At 69.9% G+C, this 14,310-nt stretch carries 11 protein-coding genes; 2 read left to right on the top strand and 9 right to left on the bottom strand.

What is annotated here, in order from left to right; all coding sequences use genetic code 11:
• Positions 1–261: 261 nt before the first annotated feature.
• The 3 genes from EIL87_RS16920 to ctaD all read right to left on the bottom strand — a co-directional run bounded on the left by EIL87_RS16920 (position 262) and on the right by ctaD (position 4,333).
• A complete protein-coding gene (locus EIL87_RS16920; RefSeq protein WP_125091613.1) occupies positions 262–1,047 on the bottom strand; it encodes a peptidyl-tRNA hydrolase in 786 nt (261 codons plus the stop codon).
• Between the two features lie 39 nt (positions 1,048–1,086).
• On the bottom strand, positions 1,087–2,313 hold the full coding sequence (gene serB, locus EIL87_RS16915; protein WP_125091484.1) for a phosphoserine phosphatase SerB: 1,227 nt from the start codon (positions 2,311–2,313) through the stop codon (positions 1,087–1,089).
• A 226-nt stretch (positions 2,314–2,539) separates the two neighbouring features.
• Positions 2,540–4,333, bottom strand: coding sequence for an aa3-type cytochrome oxidase subunit I (gene ctaD / locus EIL87_RS16910; RefSeq protein ID WP_233576315.1), 1,794 nt, complete (start codon positions 4,331–4,333; stop codon positions 2,540–2,542).
• A 368-nt stretch (positions 4,334–4,701) separates the two neighbouring features.
• On the opposite strand from ctaD, the gene EIL87_RS16905 reads away from it, so the two are divergent.
• On the top strand, positions 4,702–5,238 hold the full coding sequence (locus tag EIL87_RS16905; RefSeq protein ID WP_125091483.1) for a DUF305 domain-containing protein: 537 nt from the start codon (positions 4,702–4,704) through the stop codon (positions 5,236–5,238).
• A gap of 189 nt (positions 5,239–5,427) precedes the next feature.
• Positions 5,428–6,300 carry an SDR family oxidoreductase gene (locus tag EIL87_RS16900; protein ID WP_125091482.1) on the top strand — a complete coding sequence of 291 codons (873 nt, stop codon included), beginning with the start codon at positions 5,428–5,430 and terminating at the stop codon, positions 6,298–6,300.
• A 438-nt stretch (positions 6,301–6,738) separates the two neighbouring features.
• Here the strand turns inward: EIL87_RS16900 and EIL87_RS16895 are convergent, their stop codons facing one another.
• The 6 genes from EIL87_RS16895 to EIL87_RS16870 all read right to left on the bottom strand — a co-directional run bounded on the left by EIL87_RS16895 (position 6,739) and on the right by EIL87_RS16870 (position 14,274).
• On the bottom strand, positions 6,739–7,413 hold the full coding sequence (locus tag EIL87_RS16895) for a VanZ family protein (RefSeq protein WP_233576314.1): 675 nt from the start codon (positions 7,411–7,413) through the stop codon (positions 6,739–6,741).
• A gap of 855 nt (positions 7,414–8,268) precedes the next feature.
• Complete coding sequence (locus tag EIL87_RS16890) at positions 8,269–9,012, bottom strand: succinate dehydrogenase/fumarate reductase iron-sulfur subunit (protein ID WP_125091480.1); 744 nt, start codon at positions 9,010–9,012, stop codon at positions 8,269–8,271.
• Positions 9,012–10,904, bottom strand: a complete 1,893-nt coding sequence (locus EIL87_RS16885; protein ID WP_125091479.1) for a fumarate reductase/succinate dehydrogenase flavoprotein subunit — start codon at positions 10,902–10,904, stop codon at positions 9,012–9,014. Before EIL87_RS16885 ends, EIL87_RS16890 begins: the two co-directional genes overlap by 1 nt.
• Before the next feature lie 198 nt (positions 10,905–11,102).
• Complete coding sequence (locus EIL87_RS16880; RefSeq protein ID WP_125091478.1) at positions 11,103–11,906, bottom strand: hypothetical protein; 804 nt, start codon at positions 11,904–11,906, stop codon at positions 11,103–11,105.
• A gap of 155 nt (positions 11,907–12,061) precedes the next feature.
• Positions 12,062–12,352: a hypothetical protein gene (locus EIL87_RS16875; protein WP_125091477.1), complete on the bottom strand. Its 291-nt coding sequence runs from the start codon at positions 12,350–12,352 to the stop codon at positions 12,062–12,064.
• Between the two features lie 113 nt (positions 12,353–12,465).
• Positions 12,466–14,274: a hypothetical protein gene (locus EIL87_RS16870; RefSeq protein WP_233576313.1), complete on the bottom strand. Its 1,809-nt coding sequence runs from the start codon at positions 14,272–14,274 to the stop codon at positions 12,466–12,468.
• Positions 14,275–14,310: the final 36 nt, after the last annotated feature.

The following is a 14,310-nucleotide window of genomic DNA, read 5'->3' as shown; positions in this document are numbered from 1 at the left end:
CTCCCGCGTGTTGAGCCGGGCCAGAGGGCTGCTGTTCGAACTTCGCGCGAAGTTCGACCACCGAAGTTCCGTTCCCCCTCGAACCTCGCGCGAAGTCTCGAAGGGGGGACTCGGCTCGCGGGGGCCGCGGGAGCTAGGAGGGGGGCGACGGAGCCGGTCAGCTCTTGGTAGTCGGGAGCCGGTCAGCTCTTGGTAGTCGGGAGCCGGTCAGCTCTGAAGCCCGCGCCGGGAAGAGGCGCAGCAGGGGATCTGCTCTGCTGATCACCCCGTGGGCCACTGGGCTAGCACTGTGACCGTGCCCGGGTCCACCTCGGTGAAGCCGGCGTCGCGGACGACGGCGACGCGGTCCTTGCGCCAAGCCGTCTCCGGGTCGGTGCCGGGGTGGAGGTCGCTCCAGGTCTCGGCCGATGCCTGGCGGACCGCGCAGCGGTAGCCCTCGGCCGCCCAGCGTTCCAGCTCCTCGCCCGAGCCGTCGCCGTGCAGCTGGGCCGCGAGGAGCATCGAGGCGTGCCCGACCTGAGCCGCGGCTTTGCCCGCGCTCATGGGGACGTCGGGGTGGAGCCACAGGACGGGGACGCCGTCGGCGGCCGGGCCGGGCGAGTCGGGTTCGAGGTCGCTGCCGGAGATCTGCAGGCGGCTGAGCTCCTTGGGCATGTCGGCGACCCGCATCGGCAGCAGCGCGCGGACCTCGGCGCCGTCGACCTCCACGGTGATGCCGGGCAGCGACTGGACCGCTTCCCAGTGCGCGCCGCGGGCGCGGCGGGTGACCTTGCGGATGCGGCCGGAGATCCAGCCGTGCATCGCCTCGTGCCACTCGCCGCCGGGAGCGCAGCGCTCGTCGAGGCAGACCGCGAGCGCTGCGGCGGCCGCCGCCTCCAACAGCGCCGTGCGGGCCGGTGGTTCGCGGCGCTCGATGCGCAGCACCACCGGCATCAGCACGACGTCGTCAGGGTCCTCGTCCGAGGTGTCGGCCGTGGCCTCGCTGACCAGCGAGAGCCACTGGGCGTAGCGGGAGACGAGCGGGTCGAGCACGTTGAGGGGCAACACGTCCTGCTCAACTCCCGCCACGCCAGAGGTGTTCCGCGCTCACTGCTCGAGTGGCACCCGCCGCAGCACACCGTCCTCGGCGTCGGCCGCCTCGATCTCGGCGCGCGTCACGCCGAGCACGAACAGCACGGTGTCCAGGAACGGGTAGGACAGCGCGGTGTCGGCGACCTCGCGCAGCGCGGGCTTGGCGTTGAACGCCACGCCCAGTCCCGCGGCGGTGAGCATGTCGATGTCGTTGGCGCCATCGCCGACGGCCACGCACTGGGCCGACGGGACGCCGAAGGACTCGGCGAAGCGCCGGAGCGCCTTGGCCTTGCCCGGCCGGTCGACGATCTCGCCGATGACGCGGCCGGTCAACTTGCCGTCGACGATCTCCAGCTCGTTGGCGGCGCTGAAGTCCAGCCCCAGCTCGTCCACGAGGTGGTCGATGATCTGCGTGAAACCACCGGAGACGACACCGGTGTGGAAGCCCAGCCTGCGCAGCGTGCGGATGGTGGTGCGCGCGCCCGGCGTGAGCTCCAGCTCCCCGGCGACCTCGTCGAGGACGGTGGCGGGCAGGCCTTCGAGGACCGCGACCCGCTGGCGCAGCGACTCGGCGAAGTCCAGTTCGCCGCGCATCGCGCGCTCGGTGACCTCGCGGACCTGGTCCTCGCAGCCCGCGCGGCGGGCCAGCATCTCGATGACCTCGCCCTGGATCAGCGTCGAGTCGACGTCGAAGACCACCAGCCGCTTGGCACGGCGGGACAGACCCGTGCGCTCCACGGCCAGGTCGACACCGGTGCTGGCGCCCAAGGCCGCCATCGCTTCGGTCAGCTGCTCGTCGTCCACCGCGCTCGGCGCCGTGACCTGCAGCTCCAGGCCCGTGACCGGGTAGTCGGCCACGCGGCGGATCGAGTCGATGTTGATGTCGATCTCCGCCAGCGCCCGGGAGACGTCGCTGAACGCGCGAGCGGTCACCGGCTGGCCCAGCACCACCACTGCGTGCGTGGACCCGAGCTTGGCGGCGTCACCGTCCTCGGCGCCGATCTCGACGTCGACGGTCATGCCGACCGTGGCCATCGCCTGTTCGACGGCCTCCTGCAGCTTCTCGGGATCGATCTCGGTGGACACCAGCACGCCCAGCACGAGGCGGCCGCGGATCACCACCTGTTCGACGTCGACGATGTCGACGCCGTGGCGGGTCAGCGCGGCGAAGAGCACCGACGTGACGCCGGGTTTGTCCTTGCCGGTCACGGTGATCAGCACGGTGGTCGCATGCGAGCTCACGACTGCGGTGGTTCCTCTCTAGACGAGAAAGGTGGGCTCAGGAGGCGTGCGGAGCGGGCGCGGCTGAGCCGCCGGCCCGGTCCCCGCTGCGCGGAGGCCACGACGTCCGCCATGTCCTCACCTCCTGTGAACGCAACGAGCCCCGGCAGGCACCAGGCCCGCCGGGGCTCGCCGTCGAGCTAGCCCTACCCTGGCACAACCGTGCCGTTCGGGGCTATCGACGAGGTCACTTGTCGGTGGTGTCGTCCCGAGCCGACTCCTCCTTGGTCTTGGGCGGCTGCAGGGTGGCGACGCCACCTTCGCCTTCGCCGCCCTCGTGCTTGTGCGCCAAGGTCTTGCCGGTCAGCGACAGGTGCGCCTCGAGCCGCATCCGCTCGGAGATGTGCGGGTAGTGCAGCTCGAACGCCGGCCGCTCGGAGCGGATCCGCGGCAGTTCGGTGAAGTTGTGCCGCGGCGGCGGGCAGGAGGTCGCCCACTCCAGCGAGTTGCCGTAGCCCCACGGGTCGTCGACCTCGGCGACCTCGCCGTACCGGTAGCTCTTGAACACGTTGTAGATGAACGGGAGCATCGAGGCGCCGAGGATGAACGCGCCGACCGTGGAAACGGTGTTCAGCGCGGTGAACCCGTCGGACTCCAGGTAGTCGGCGTACCGGCGCGGCATGCCCTCGTTGCCCAGCCAGTGCTGCACCAGGAACGTGCCGTGGAAGCCGATGAAGGTCAGCCAGAAGTGCAGCTTGCCCAGCCGCTCGTCCATCATCCGGCCCGTCATCTTCGGGAACCAGAAGTAGATGCCGGCGAAGGTGGCGAACACGATCGTGCCGTAGAGGACGTAGTGGAAGTGCGCGACCACGAAGTAGGTGTCGGACACGTGGAAGTCGACCGGCGGCATGGCCAGCAGGACGCCGGTGAGACCACCGAAGAGGAAGGTGACCAGGAAGCCGACGCTGAAGATCATCGGCGACTCGAAGGTCAGCTGCCCCTTCCACATCGTGCCGATCCAGTTGAAGAACTTCACACCGGTCGGAACGGCGATCAGGAACGTGGTGAACGCGAAGAAGGGAAGCAGCACGGCGCCGGTGGCGTACATGTGGTGCGCCCACACGACGACGGACAGCGCGGCGATGCCGATGGTCGCGTAGACCAGGCCGGAGTAGCCGAACAGCGGCTTGCGGCTGAAGACCGGGAAGATCTCCGAGACGATGCCGAAGAACGGCAGCGCGACGATGTAGACCTCGGGGTGGCCGAAGAACCAGAACAGGTGCTGCCACAGGATGACGCCGCCGTTGGCCGGGTCGAAGACGTGGGCACCCAGGTGCCGGTCGGCCATCAGGCCGAGCAGCGCGGCGGTCAGGATCGGGAACGCCATCAGGATCAGCACGCTGGTGATCATGATGTTCCAGGTGAAGATCGGCAGGCGGAACATCGTCATGCCCGGCGCGCGCAGGCAGATCACGGTGGTCAGCATGTTGACCGCACCGAGGATCGTGCCCAGACCGGAAACGGCCAGACCGGCGATCCACAGGTCCGCGCCGTGGCCCGGCGAGTGCAGGGCGTCCGACAGCGGGGTGTAGGCGAACCAGCCGAAGTCGGCGGCACCGCCCGGCAGCAGGAAGCCGCTGACGACCATGAGGCCGCCGAAGGCGTAGAGCCAGTACCCGAAGGCGTTCAACCGCGGGAACGCGACGTCGGGCGAGCCGATCTGCAGCGGAAGGATGTAGTTCGCGAAGCCGAACAGGATCGGGGTCGCGTAGAGCAGCAGCATGATCGTGCCGTGCATCGTGAACAGCTGGTTGTACTGCTCCTGCGACAGGAACTGAAGTCCCGGAACGGCCAGCTCACCGCGGATCAGCATTGCCATCAGACCGCCGATCAAGAAGAACGCGATCGAGCTGACCAGGTAGAGGATGCCGATTTGCTTGTGGTCCGTGGTGCGGAACATCCGCGCCAGGAACGACCCCTTGACCGTTTTGCGCACCGGATAGGGGCGCGTGGCGATCGGCTGTGGCGCGACGGCCGTCACGGTGCCTCCTGCACTCCCTTGAAGCCTTCTCGGACCCGGACGGATCCGCCCCGACCCGGGTGGGCCGGGGACAGCTTGCGACGCCCCCGCAGGAACCCTGCACGACGAGCCGGTCGCAATGCCGCCGACAGCGGATACTAGTCCTGGCCTCCGGCCGTAGTTCGGCCGGGCCGTAGTCACCCTATTCATCCGGGCCTGCGCAGTCACGCCCGGTGAGATCCATCGAACACAGCGCAGCCGGGAAGACGTCGGCCGCACTGCGCACGAGGCGGGCAGATAACCTACGTGGCAACAGGTCCGGCAGCCCACCTTGCGTTCGCACCGGGCAGCCCTGGGACGACGTCCACCAGATCCTGGAGGGGAAGCACGTGCGGAAGAGCACGATCATCGGCGCTGTGCTGGTCGGCGGTATCGCACTCGCGGGCTGCACACCGGCCGAGTACGACAGCGACCAGCCGCCGGCCCCGGGCACCCCGCCCGCGGACGCGCCGAAGATGGCCGGTCAGGCCTCGTCCGGCGAGCACGGCGCGAGCGGCCCGGCCGCTCAGCTGCTGAGCAACCGCCAGCAGGTGCTGTCGCTGGCCCAGCTCGCCACCACCAAGGCCACCAGCCCGCAGGCCAAGGAGGTCGCCTCGGAGCTCCAGCAGTCGGCGACCGAGCAGATCTCGGAGCTGCAGCAGCACGCCGGTGGCGGCGCCGCGCAGTCCGAGCCCGCCGACGCCTCGCTGTCGGCCCTGAGCGGCCCGGCCTTCGACGCCCAGTGGAAGCAGAAGGTGCTGGCCCTGGTCGACGAGGCCGCCAACCTGGCCCGCTCGGCCCAGAGCGATGCCCAGCTCAAGGAGCTCGCCGGCGAGATCGCCAACGAGCAGCAGGAGATCACCGCGAAGCTCAACTCGACCTCCTGATCTCGGCTTCCTGGGCCGAGCCGTTGGCGAGGTGGTCCCCACCGCGCGGCTGCGCTCACAGCTAGGTCCACTCGCGCAGAAGGCACCCGCGACTCCGGTCGTGGGTGCCTTCTTCTTGGTCTTCCCGGGACAACCTACCGGGAGTAGGCTACTGCGGAGTAGATAGCGGGTTGACTCGAGGGAGAGCAGATGCCGAACGTGTCCGGCAAGGTCGTCCTGATCACGGGCGCCGCCAGGGGGATCGGCGCCGAGACCGCACGCGAGCTGGCCCGACGCGGCGCCAAGCTCGCCCTGGTGGGCCTGGAGCCCGAGGAGCTGGCCAAGGTCACCGCCGAGCTCGGCGAGGGTCACTTCTGGGCCGAGGCGGACGTCACCGCCCCCGACTCGCTGCAGACGGCCGTGGACGCGGCGGTCGAGAAGTTCGGCCGGATCGACGCCGCGATCGCCAACGCCGGCATCGCCCCGCTGGGCAGCGTCCGCGAGAGCGACCCGCGCGGCTTCCTCAAGACCATCGACGTCAACGTCAACGGCGTGTTCCACACCGCCCGCGCCGTGCTGCCGCAGCTGGCCGAGACGAAGGGCTACCTGCTGGTGGTGTCCTCGCTGTCGGCGTTCGCGCCGATCGGCGGGATGGCCGCCTACACCGCGAGCAAGGCCGCCTCCGAGGCGTTGGCCTCCGCGCTGCGGATGGAGGTGCTGCACCTCGGCGTGTCGGTGGGGTCGGCGCACCCGTCGTGGATCGACACCGACCTGGTGCGTGAGGTCGCCGGCGACCTCACCACCTTCACCGAGATGCGCAAGCGCCTGCCGTGGCCGATGCGCGCCATCACCACGCCGGACGCGTGCGCCCGGGCGTTCGCCGACGCCGTCGAGCGGCGCAAGCGCCGCGTCTACGTCCCGCGCGGGGTCATGCTGATGCACTGGCTACGCAACCTGCCGGGCTCGGCACTGGTGGAGCACTTCATGCGCCCGCAGCTGATCAAGCTCATCCCCCAGCTCGAGCAGGAGGTCCGATCCCTCGGCCGCTCCATGAGCGAACGCAACCAGAAGCTCAACTCCTGAGTTCGACGGACACCTCGCTCAGCAGCGCGGGCAGCCGGACCTGCGTCACCGCCGCGGATCCGCGCGCCACGCCTGATGCCTGGCCGATGCACCGGCGTTGGCGGCCCGACACTCTCGCGTCCCAGCGCCCTCGACGGCTGCCGCTGGAGGTCTTCAGCGGCACCACGTCGTCTGAGTCGAGCCCCTCCCCCGTCGAACTTCGCGCGAAGTTCGACGGCACCTCCCGCGGCGCGGGGCCTGGGCAGCGGTCCCGCGACATTCCCTCGCAGCCCCTGGAGGTTCGCCCTGGGTGTCCGGCCGACAGCGGTGTCTCCGGTGGAGTCCAGGTCGGCCCGCTCATCGACGCCGTGCAGATGGCCGAGGCGCGGCGGTGTTCGCGTGCCGGGGGAGGAGGGCCGGTGGTCGGGAGCGCACGGGAAGGACCCGACCACCGGGGCTTCAGCCGGAGCGCTGCTGGCCGACGAGAGGTGGCCGCTGCGCCGCCTGCTGGCACGGAACGCTGGGCACCTGGTGGAGCACCTCCTGCCCGGCGAGGGCCGGGCGCTTGGTGAGCACCGGCTCCTGCGGCAGCGACGGGCGGCGGCGCGGCAAGCTGCGGCGGCTCTGGGCCGCCGCCTGGTAGCACTGGCGCTCGTGCTCGATGCGGGCGATGAGCAGCCACACCGTCGGATCGCCCTCGCCGCTGGTGCGGTGCTGCGGGCGGCCGGCGGGACTGATCCAGTACGGGAGCCGCACCAGCATTCCGCCGAGGGTCGCGCCGACGGTGTTGCAGACGATGTCGTCGGTGGAGCAGACCCGGCCGCTGATCGCCACGAACTGGATGGCTTCTACGCAGGCCGAGCACGCCAGGCCGCCGAGCGCGATCTTCGCGACGTTGTCGAACCACAGGAGCCGTTGCGGCACCAGCACGCTCAGGGGCAGCAGCAGCACGAGGTTCCCGGCGAGCTGGAGCCACGGGTACGAGTCGCCCGGGGCGGCGGCCAGCGCCTGCGAGACGTCGTTGCCGAAGTCAGGCCGGAACGGCTCCAGCGTCGGCACTTGCGGCGTGAAGACCAGGTAGCCCACGACGAGGACCGAGTAGGCCAGCGCTCCGTCGATCAGCGGTTCACGCATCACGAACGGCTCCGTGGAACAACCGCGGAGCACTCCTGATCCGAATCCGACAGCGACCGCGATCAGGAGCAGTGTCGTCACTACCGGAACGAATCCGTCGAAAGCCACGAGAATCTGCTGCACGTCCGCCGCACTTCCTCTGGCAGTCAGCGCCAGTGAGTCAAGGCGCGCGATGAATCCGCACGGATTCCCCGCGCACCTGGAAACCGTTGGGAATTGTCATTTCCAGCGGTCGGCGTTGACCGAGGTCTCCTGTGGTCTGCTTCGGCCGGTGGCGGCCGGACGCCGCCTCGGGGTTTCGCGACGTCCGGCCGCCGGACCCCCGTCGCCAGCGGGGCGACGGGGCGGGGTTTCGCAAGGTGGGAGGCCATTCGGCGGAGCGTGGGGCCCTCGTCGGGGTACGGGTCCCCACCACCGTCCGGCCGACCACGACGCGGTCCCCGCGACTGGTCTGGTGGTGTCCACCTGAATCGACTCCGTTCACCGTGGAACGTACCGGCGACCCCGGCCCCACGACAGCAATGGCAAGAAGACGCCATGCTTGTCGAGGCGCTCCACGATGGGCCAGGAATACGGGAGATGACCGTTGTGATCTGCGATTCCACTCCCGCCCGAGCGCGAGAGGTCGAACCGTGTTGAATAATTCACACAATTCCCAGCGCGCGGAAATCGTTTAATTGTGCGTAACCCCACATGAAGGATGCGTTTTTGAACGGGAACAACGGGGAATCACGTCGTGAACCGCGTGCGCGCGAGAACTCGTGCCCAGGCGCGAAGACCGGTCGCGCAGCGGGCCTCCCGACGCACGACGGCCCACCGGTGCGCAACCGGTGGGCCGTCGCGGGGTCGCTCGGTTCAGTCCTGTTTCTTCCGGAACAGGCGCAGGATCGGGTCGTAGCGGCGGTCGGCCACCCGCTCCTTGAGCGGGATGAGCGCGTTGTCGGTGATGTGGATGTTCTCCGGGCAGACCTCGGAGCAGCACTTGGTGATGTTGCACATCCCGAGGCCGTGGTCACCCCTGGACTGCTCCGGGCGTCCCTCTGCCTCGTCCAGCGGGTGCATATCCAGCTCGGCGACGCGCATCAGCAGGCGGGGCCCGGAGAACGCCTGCTTGTTCTCCTCGTGGTCGCGGATGACGTGGCAGGTGTTCTGGCACAGGAAGCACTCGATGCACTTGCGGAACTCCTGCGAGCGCTGCACGTCGACCTGCTGCATCCGGTACTCGCCCGGTTCGAGGCCGGCGGGTGGCGTGAACGCCGGCACCTCGCGGGCCTTGGCGTAGTTGTACGAGACGTCGGTGACCAGGTCCTTGACCATCGGGAACGTTCGCATCGGGGTGACCGTGATGGTCTCGTCCTCGGTGAAGGTGGACATCCGGGTCATGCACATCAGCCGCGGCCGCCCGTTGACCTCGGCCGAGCAGGAACCGCACTTGCCCGCCTTGCAGTTCCAGCGGACCGCCATGTCGGGGGCCTGGGTGGCCTGCAGGCGGTGGATGATGTCGAGGACGACCTCGCCTTCGTTGACCTCCACGGTGTAGTCCCGCAGCTCGCCTTCCTCCGCGCCGCGCCACACCCGGAAGTGCGCCTGGTACCCCATCACAGCTCCTTCGCCAGAACGTCCGCGAGTTCTTCCTCGGTGTAGTACTTGCGCAGCTCCTCCTGCTTGAACAGCTCCAGCAGGTCGGGGCGCATCGGCACCTGCGGCTGCTCGGTGACCTCGATCCCGTCACCGGACTGTTGGCACACCAGCAGCTTCCGGCGCCACTGGGCGTCCATCGCCGGGTGGTCGTCGCGGGTGTGCCCACCGCGGCTCTCGGTGCGCAGCAGGGCGGCGCGGGCGACGCACTCGCTGACCAGCAGCATGTTGCGCAGGTCGATCGCCAGGTGCCAGCCGGGGTTGAACTGCCGGTTCCCCTCGACCTCGAGGTGTTCGGCCCGCGCGACGAGCTCGCGCAACCGGTCCAGGGCTTGGCGCATCTCCTCGCCGCGCCGGATGATGCCGACCAGGTCGTTCATCGCCTGCTGCAGTTCGGAGTGCAGCGCGTAGGGGTTCTCGCTCTTGCCCTCCACCGGGTTGAACGGGTCGGCGGCCCGCTGCGCGGCCGCGTCCACATCGGACTGCGTGATCGACGGCCGGCCGGGCAGGCCTCGCACGTAGTCGGCCGCGCCCGTTCCCGCGCGGCGGCCGAAGACGAGCAGGTCCGACAGCGAGTTCCCGCCGAGCCGGTTCGAGCCGTGCATGCCGCCCGCGACCTCGCCCGCGGCGAAGAGCCCGGGCACCCGCGACGCCGCCGTGTCCGGGTCGACCTCGACGCCACCCATCACGTAGTGGCAGGTCGGTCCGACCTCCATGGACTCGGCGGTGATGTCCACATCGGCCAGTTCCTTGAACTGGTGGTGCATCGACGGCAGCCGCTTGACGATGGTCTCGGCGGGCAACCGCGTTGCCACGTCGAGGAAGACGCCGCCGTGCGGGGAACCGCGGCCCTCCTTGACCTCGTTGTTGATGGCGCGGGCGACCTCGTCGCGCGGCAGGAGTTCCGGCGGCCTGCGGTTGTCCTCCGGGTTGTCGTACCAGCGGTCGGCTTCGGCCTCGTTGTCGGCGTAGTTGTCCTTGAACACCTCGGGGATGTAGTCGAACATGAAGCGGCTGCCTTCGGAGTTGCGCAGCACGCCTCCGTCACCGCGCACCGATTCGGTGACCAGGATCCCCTTCACGCTGGGCGGCCACACCATGCCGGTCGGGTGGAACTGGACGAACTCCATGTTGATCAGCGACGCCCCGGCGCGCAGCGCCAGCGCGTGCCCGTCGCCGGTGTACTCCCAGGAGTTCGAGGTGACCTTGAAGGACTTGCCGATGCCGCCGGTGGCGAGGATGACGGCGGGCGCGTCGAAGAGCACGAACCGCCCGGACTCGCGCCAGTAGCCGAAGGCACCGGACACCGCGGAACCGTCCTTGAGCAGCTCGGTGACCGTGCACTCCTGGAAGACCTTGAGCCGCGCCTCGTAGTCGCCGAACTCGGCGTGGTCCTCCTGCTGCAGCGAGACGACCTTCTGCTGCAGCGTGCGGATGAGCTCCAGGCCGGTGCGGTCGCCGACGTGCGCGAGCCTCGGGTACTCGTGGCCGCCGAAGTTGCGCTGGCTGATCCGGCCGTCCGGGGTTCGGTCGAACAGCGCCCCGTACGTTTCCAGCTCCCACACCCGCTGCGGCGCCTCGCGGGCGTGCAGCTCGGCCATCCGCCAGTTGTTGAGGAACTTCCCGCCGCGCATGGTGTCGCGGAAGTGCACCTGCCAGTTGTCGCGGGAGTTGACGTTGCCCATCGAGGCGGCGATGCCGCCCTCGGCCATGACGGTGTGCGCCTTGCCGAACAACGACTTGCACACCACCGCGGTGCGCAAGCCCGCCTGCCTGGTCTCGATCGCCGCGCGCAGACCCGCGCCACCGGCGCCGATCACGACTACGTCGTACTCGTGCCGTTCGATCTCCACATTCCATCCTTCGAGGTTCGTCGGGAAGCGGCCGAGCCGCTGTCTCTACCGTCGACCGCCCTCGCCGCTGTGCACCGCCGACCACGCTCCGGCGCGGGGCCGGCTCCGGCGCGGTGGACCGGTGTTGACGAGGTGGTCCCGCAGCCGGGGGCGCGTCAGGGTCCCCACCTGCACCGCAACGCGGATCACCCCGGACCATCAGTTGAACAACCTGGGATCGGCGATGGCGCCGCTGGCCACCAACATCACGTACAGGTCGACCAGCGCGACCGAGACCAGCGAGCTCCAGGCCAGCAGCATGTGCCTGCCGTTGAGCCAGCTGATCTTCGTCCACAGCCAGTAGCGCACCGGGTGGCGGGAGAAGTGGGTGAGCCGGCCGCCGATGAGGTGGCGGCAGGAGTGGCAGGACAGCGTGTACGCCCACAGCAGGGACACGTTGACCACCATCAGCAGCGTGCCCAACCCGATCCCGACCCCACCGTCGGTGCCCTTGAAGGCGATCACGGTGTCGTAGGTCAGCACCGCCGCGACCAGCATGGCCACGTAGAAGAAGTAGCGGTGCGCGTTCTGCAGGATCAGCGGGAACCGCGTCTCGCCGGTGTAGCGGCTGTGCGGCTCGCTCACCGCGCAGGCCGGCGGCGACGCCCAGAACGACCGGTAGTAGGCCTTGCGGTAGTAGTAGCAGGTCAGCCGGAACCCGAGCACGAACGGCAGCACGAAGATCGGCGGCGGTACCAGCCAGCCGAGGTCCGGGAAGGGCTGCCCGAAGTGGCTCGCGCCCGGCACGCAGGCCGCCGACAGGCAGGGCGAGAAGAACGGCGCCAGGTAGTTGTGCTCCGGGACCCAGTACCACGCGTTCATGAACGTGCGGATCAAGCCGTAGACCACGAAGGCCATCAGGCCGAGGAAGGTCGCCAACGGCGGGAGCCACCAGCGGTCGTCGCGCAAGGTGCGCGCACCGATGCGGGGGCGGCCGGTGGCGGCGCTAGCGGGTGCGGACATGCGTTGACCTCGTTGTCGTGAGTCGTCCGACGTGCTCACCATGAGGCCGATCATTGTGGATCAGGTCACAGGCCGCCAGGTAGTCCCCCATCCGGTGCAACCTCGGAGGCCGCGCGGTGCTCCGGCGCGGCCTCACGGGTGGAACGGGCGGCTCGTCAGCGCCGCGGGTGGCCCCCGAGCCCCTCGTCGTCGGCGTCCTGCCACAGCGACGGGTCGTAGGGCGTGTCCGGCACGATCACCACGTCGGTGTTGATCTCCTCGCTGTGGCGGGGCGCCGGCAGAACGGTGGAGAGTTCAGCGGTGTCGATGTCGAGCCGCTCGATGTCGTTGTGGATCCGGCGGACCACGGCCGCGTCGCCGTAGCGCTGCCGCAACGCCCCGGCACGGGCCTTCAGCTGCGTCAGGACCCGCTGGAACTCGGCCAGTTCGGTCGTCGTCGAGGCCATCGGCGAACACCTCTCACGCCTAGGTGGGGAAGCTCAGCCTCGACTCTGCCCGCCACGGCGGAATGTGACAAGTGCCACATAGAACGATCACCCGCTCGTCCCCCGAAAGGGCGCTAGGACGCCTCGGTGGCGAGCCGCGAGCCCGGCTGGTCGCGTTCGGCGCAGGGCGGGCCGGAGATGGCCCGGCCGATGCGCTGACCGCCCCAGGCCAGCGCGAGCACGTAGGCCAGTGAGCCGGCCACGACCACCGACGAAGCCGCCGGCCACAGCCAGCTCGGAACGCCGGGAGCGGTTTCACGCCGCAGCAGCTGGTACTCCGGCATCGCCTCGCGGGTGAACTGGGAGGGCGTGGCGACACCGGGCTTGCCGCGTGCCGGGTCGGGGGGGAAGTGCACCGGGGTCGCGAGAATCGCGCGTCCGGAGTGCAACCTGATGATCGTCTTCCACGGACCGTGCGCCGGCACCGGTTCGTTGGTGCGGTAGACACCGGGAGCGACCTCGGTGAGCCGGTCGACGTGCAGCGCACCGCCTTGCCAGCCGGTGATGGTCAACCAGGTGGGGTGCTGAGCGATCGGTGCGGGCTCGATGCGCACCTCGGCCTGCGAGGTCAGCTCGTCGATCGCGACGGTCGCGCGGACGTCGCCCGGCGCGGCGCCGACCAGCCCGTTGACGACCGCGGCCGCGATGCCGGTCAGGGCCACCGCGAACACCCCACGGCGCACCCTCGCGGGCGGCAGCTCCCCGCGCAGCGCTCGCACCAGCAACGCGCCGAGCAGACCGCCGCAGACGCCGCCGAGCAGCGACATCAGCACGCCTTCGGGCAGCATGTCCGGCGACCAGGGCAACCGGTAGGCGGCCGCGGTCCACACGTACTCGCTGGTGTAGCCGATGGTGCCGATCAGCAGACCGGAGAACACCCCCAGCACGAGTGGTCGTCGCGCCAACGCCACCGCGGCGATCTCCACGCACAGCGCCTCGACCACGTACAGCGGCACCGCCTGCGCGGGCCCGGCGAGCACCGGGCCGACCAGCAGCGCGATGCCGCCGCGGGTCAGCAGGAACAGCGCCACGGCGAGCAGCGCTCCGCCGCGGCCGACCCACAGCCGGGCGGCCACCAGCGCGCAGCCCGCGGCCACGGCGATCAGCAGCGGCTGGAAGACCATCCGGAACTGCGGGACGCCGAAGTCCCACTCGGCCTGGAACAGCGACAACCCGACCAGCAGCGCCCCGCACAGCAGGCCGCGCCGGACGTAGAGCGCGCGCATGGTCTCGGCGCGCCCGGTGCGCACGAACCGGCCTTCGCGCTCCAGCAGGGCCATCGCCACCAGCGACAACGAGACGCCGCCGATGATGATCAGCCGCGCGGGTCCCCACAACGTGACGTCCTGGCCGAAGAGCCGCTGCCACACGGCGTCGAGCGGGAAGCCCAGCAGCGAGAAGAACCCCGCGAGCCCGAGCAGCAGTCCGCTGGTGGGCGCTTGCCAGCACCCGGAGAGGCGCAGGGCCGCGCGGCCGGGGTGCTCGCCCACCGGCAGCACCATCGCCAGCGTTCCGGCGACGCAGAGCCCGAAGAGTCCGAACAGGATCGGGTAGTGCGCGGAGTTGGCCAGCGGGCCGGCGCCGCGTCCCTGGGTGATGCGCAGCGCGATGTCCCAGTAGAGGCCCACCAGCGTCACCAGCTGCGAGAGCAGCGCGAGCCGCAGCGGCAGCGCCGACCAGCCGGGCAGTCCTCGTAACAGCCAGGAGTGCTCGGAACGCTCGGCGAGCGCGGCCAGCACCCTGATCTTCCCCGTCCGGTGGCCGTAGCCGAGCGCGCACAGCACGACGGCCAGCAGACCGGCACTGCCGGAGGCGATGAGGATCTGTCCCAGATCCGCGCCCGCCGGGGAGGTTCCCGGCGCCTGCTGGAGGAACGAGGTCATACCAAGATCGAACACCACACCCTTGGAGGTTGTCAG

This window comes from Saccharopolyspora rhizosphaerae, assembly GCF_003931915.1.
Classification (GTDB): Bacteria; Actinomycetota; Actinomycetes; order Mycobacteriales; family Pseudonocardiaceae; genus Saccharopolyspora; species Saccharopolyspora rhizosphaerae.
This window is presented reverse-complemented; position numbering and strand designations above follow the sequence as displayed.

Bases quoted from the DNA above. Each gene is read 5' to 3' on its own strand.
- EIL87_RS16900 (WP_125091482.1), top strand. From the start codon at position 5,428: ATGCCGAACGTGTCCGGCAAGGTCGTCCTGATCACGGGCGCCGCCAGG.
- EIL87_RS16895 (WP_233576314.1), bottom strand. From the start codon at position 7,413: ATGCGTGAACCGCTGATCGACGGAGCGCTGGCCTACTCGGTCCTCGTC.
- EIL87_RS16890 (WP_125091480.1), bottom strand. From the start codon at position 9,012: ATGGGGTACCAGGCGCACTTCCGGGTGTGGCGCGGCGCGGAGGAAGGC.
- EIL87_RS16880 (WP_125091478.1), bottom strand. From the start codon at position 11,906: ATGTCCGCACCCGCTAGCGCCGCCACCGGCCGCCCCCGCATCGGTGCG.
- EIL87_RS16875 (WP_125091477.1), bottom strand. From the start codon at position 12,352: ATGGCCTCGACGACGACCGAACTGGCCGAGTTCCAGCGGGTCCTGACG.
- EIL87_RS16870 (WP_233576313.1), bottom strand. From the start codon at position 14,274: ATGACCTCGTTCCTCCAGCAGGCGCCGGGAACCTCCCCGGCGGGCGCG.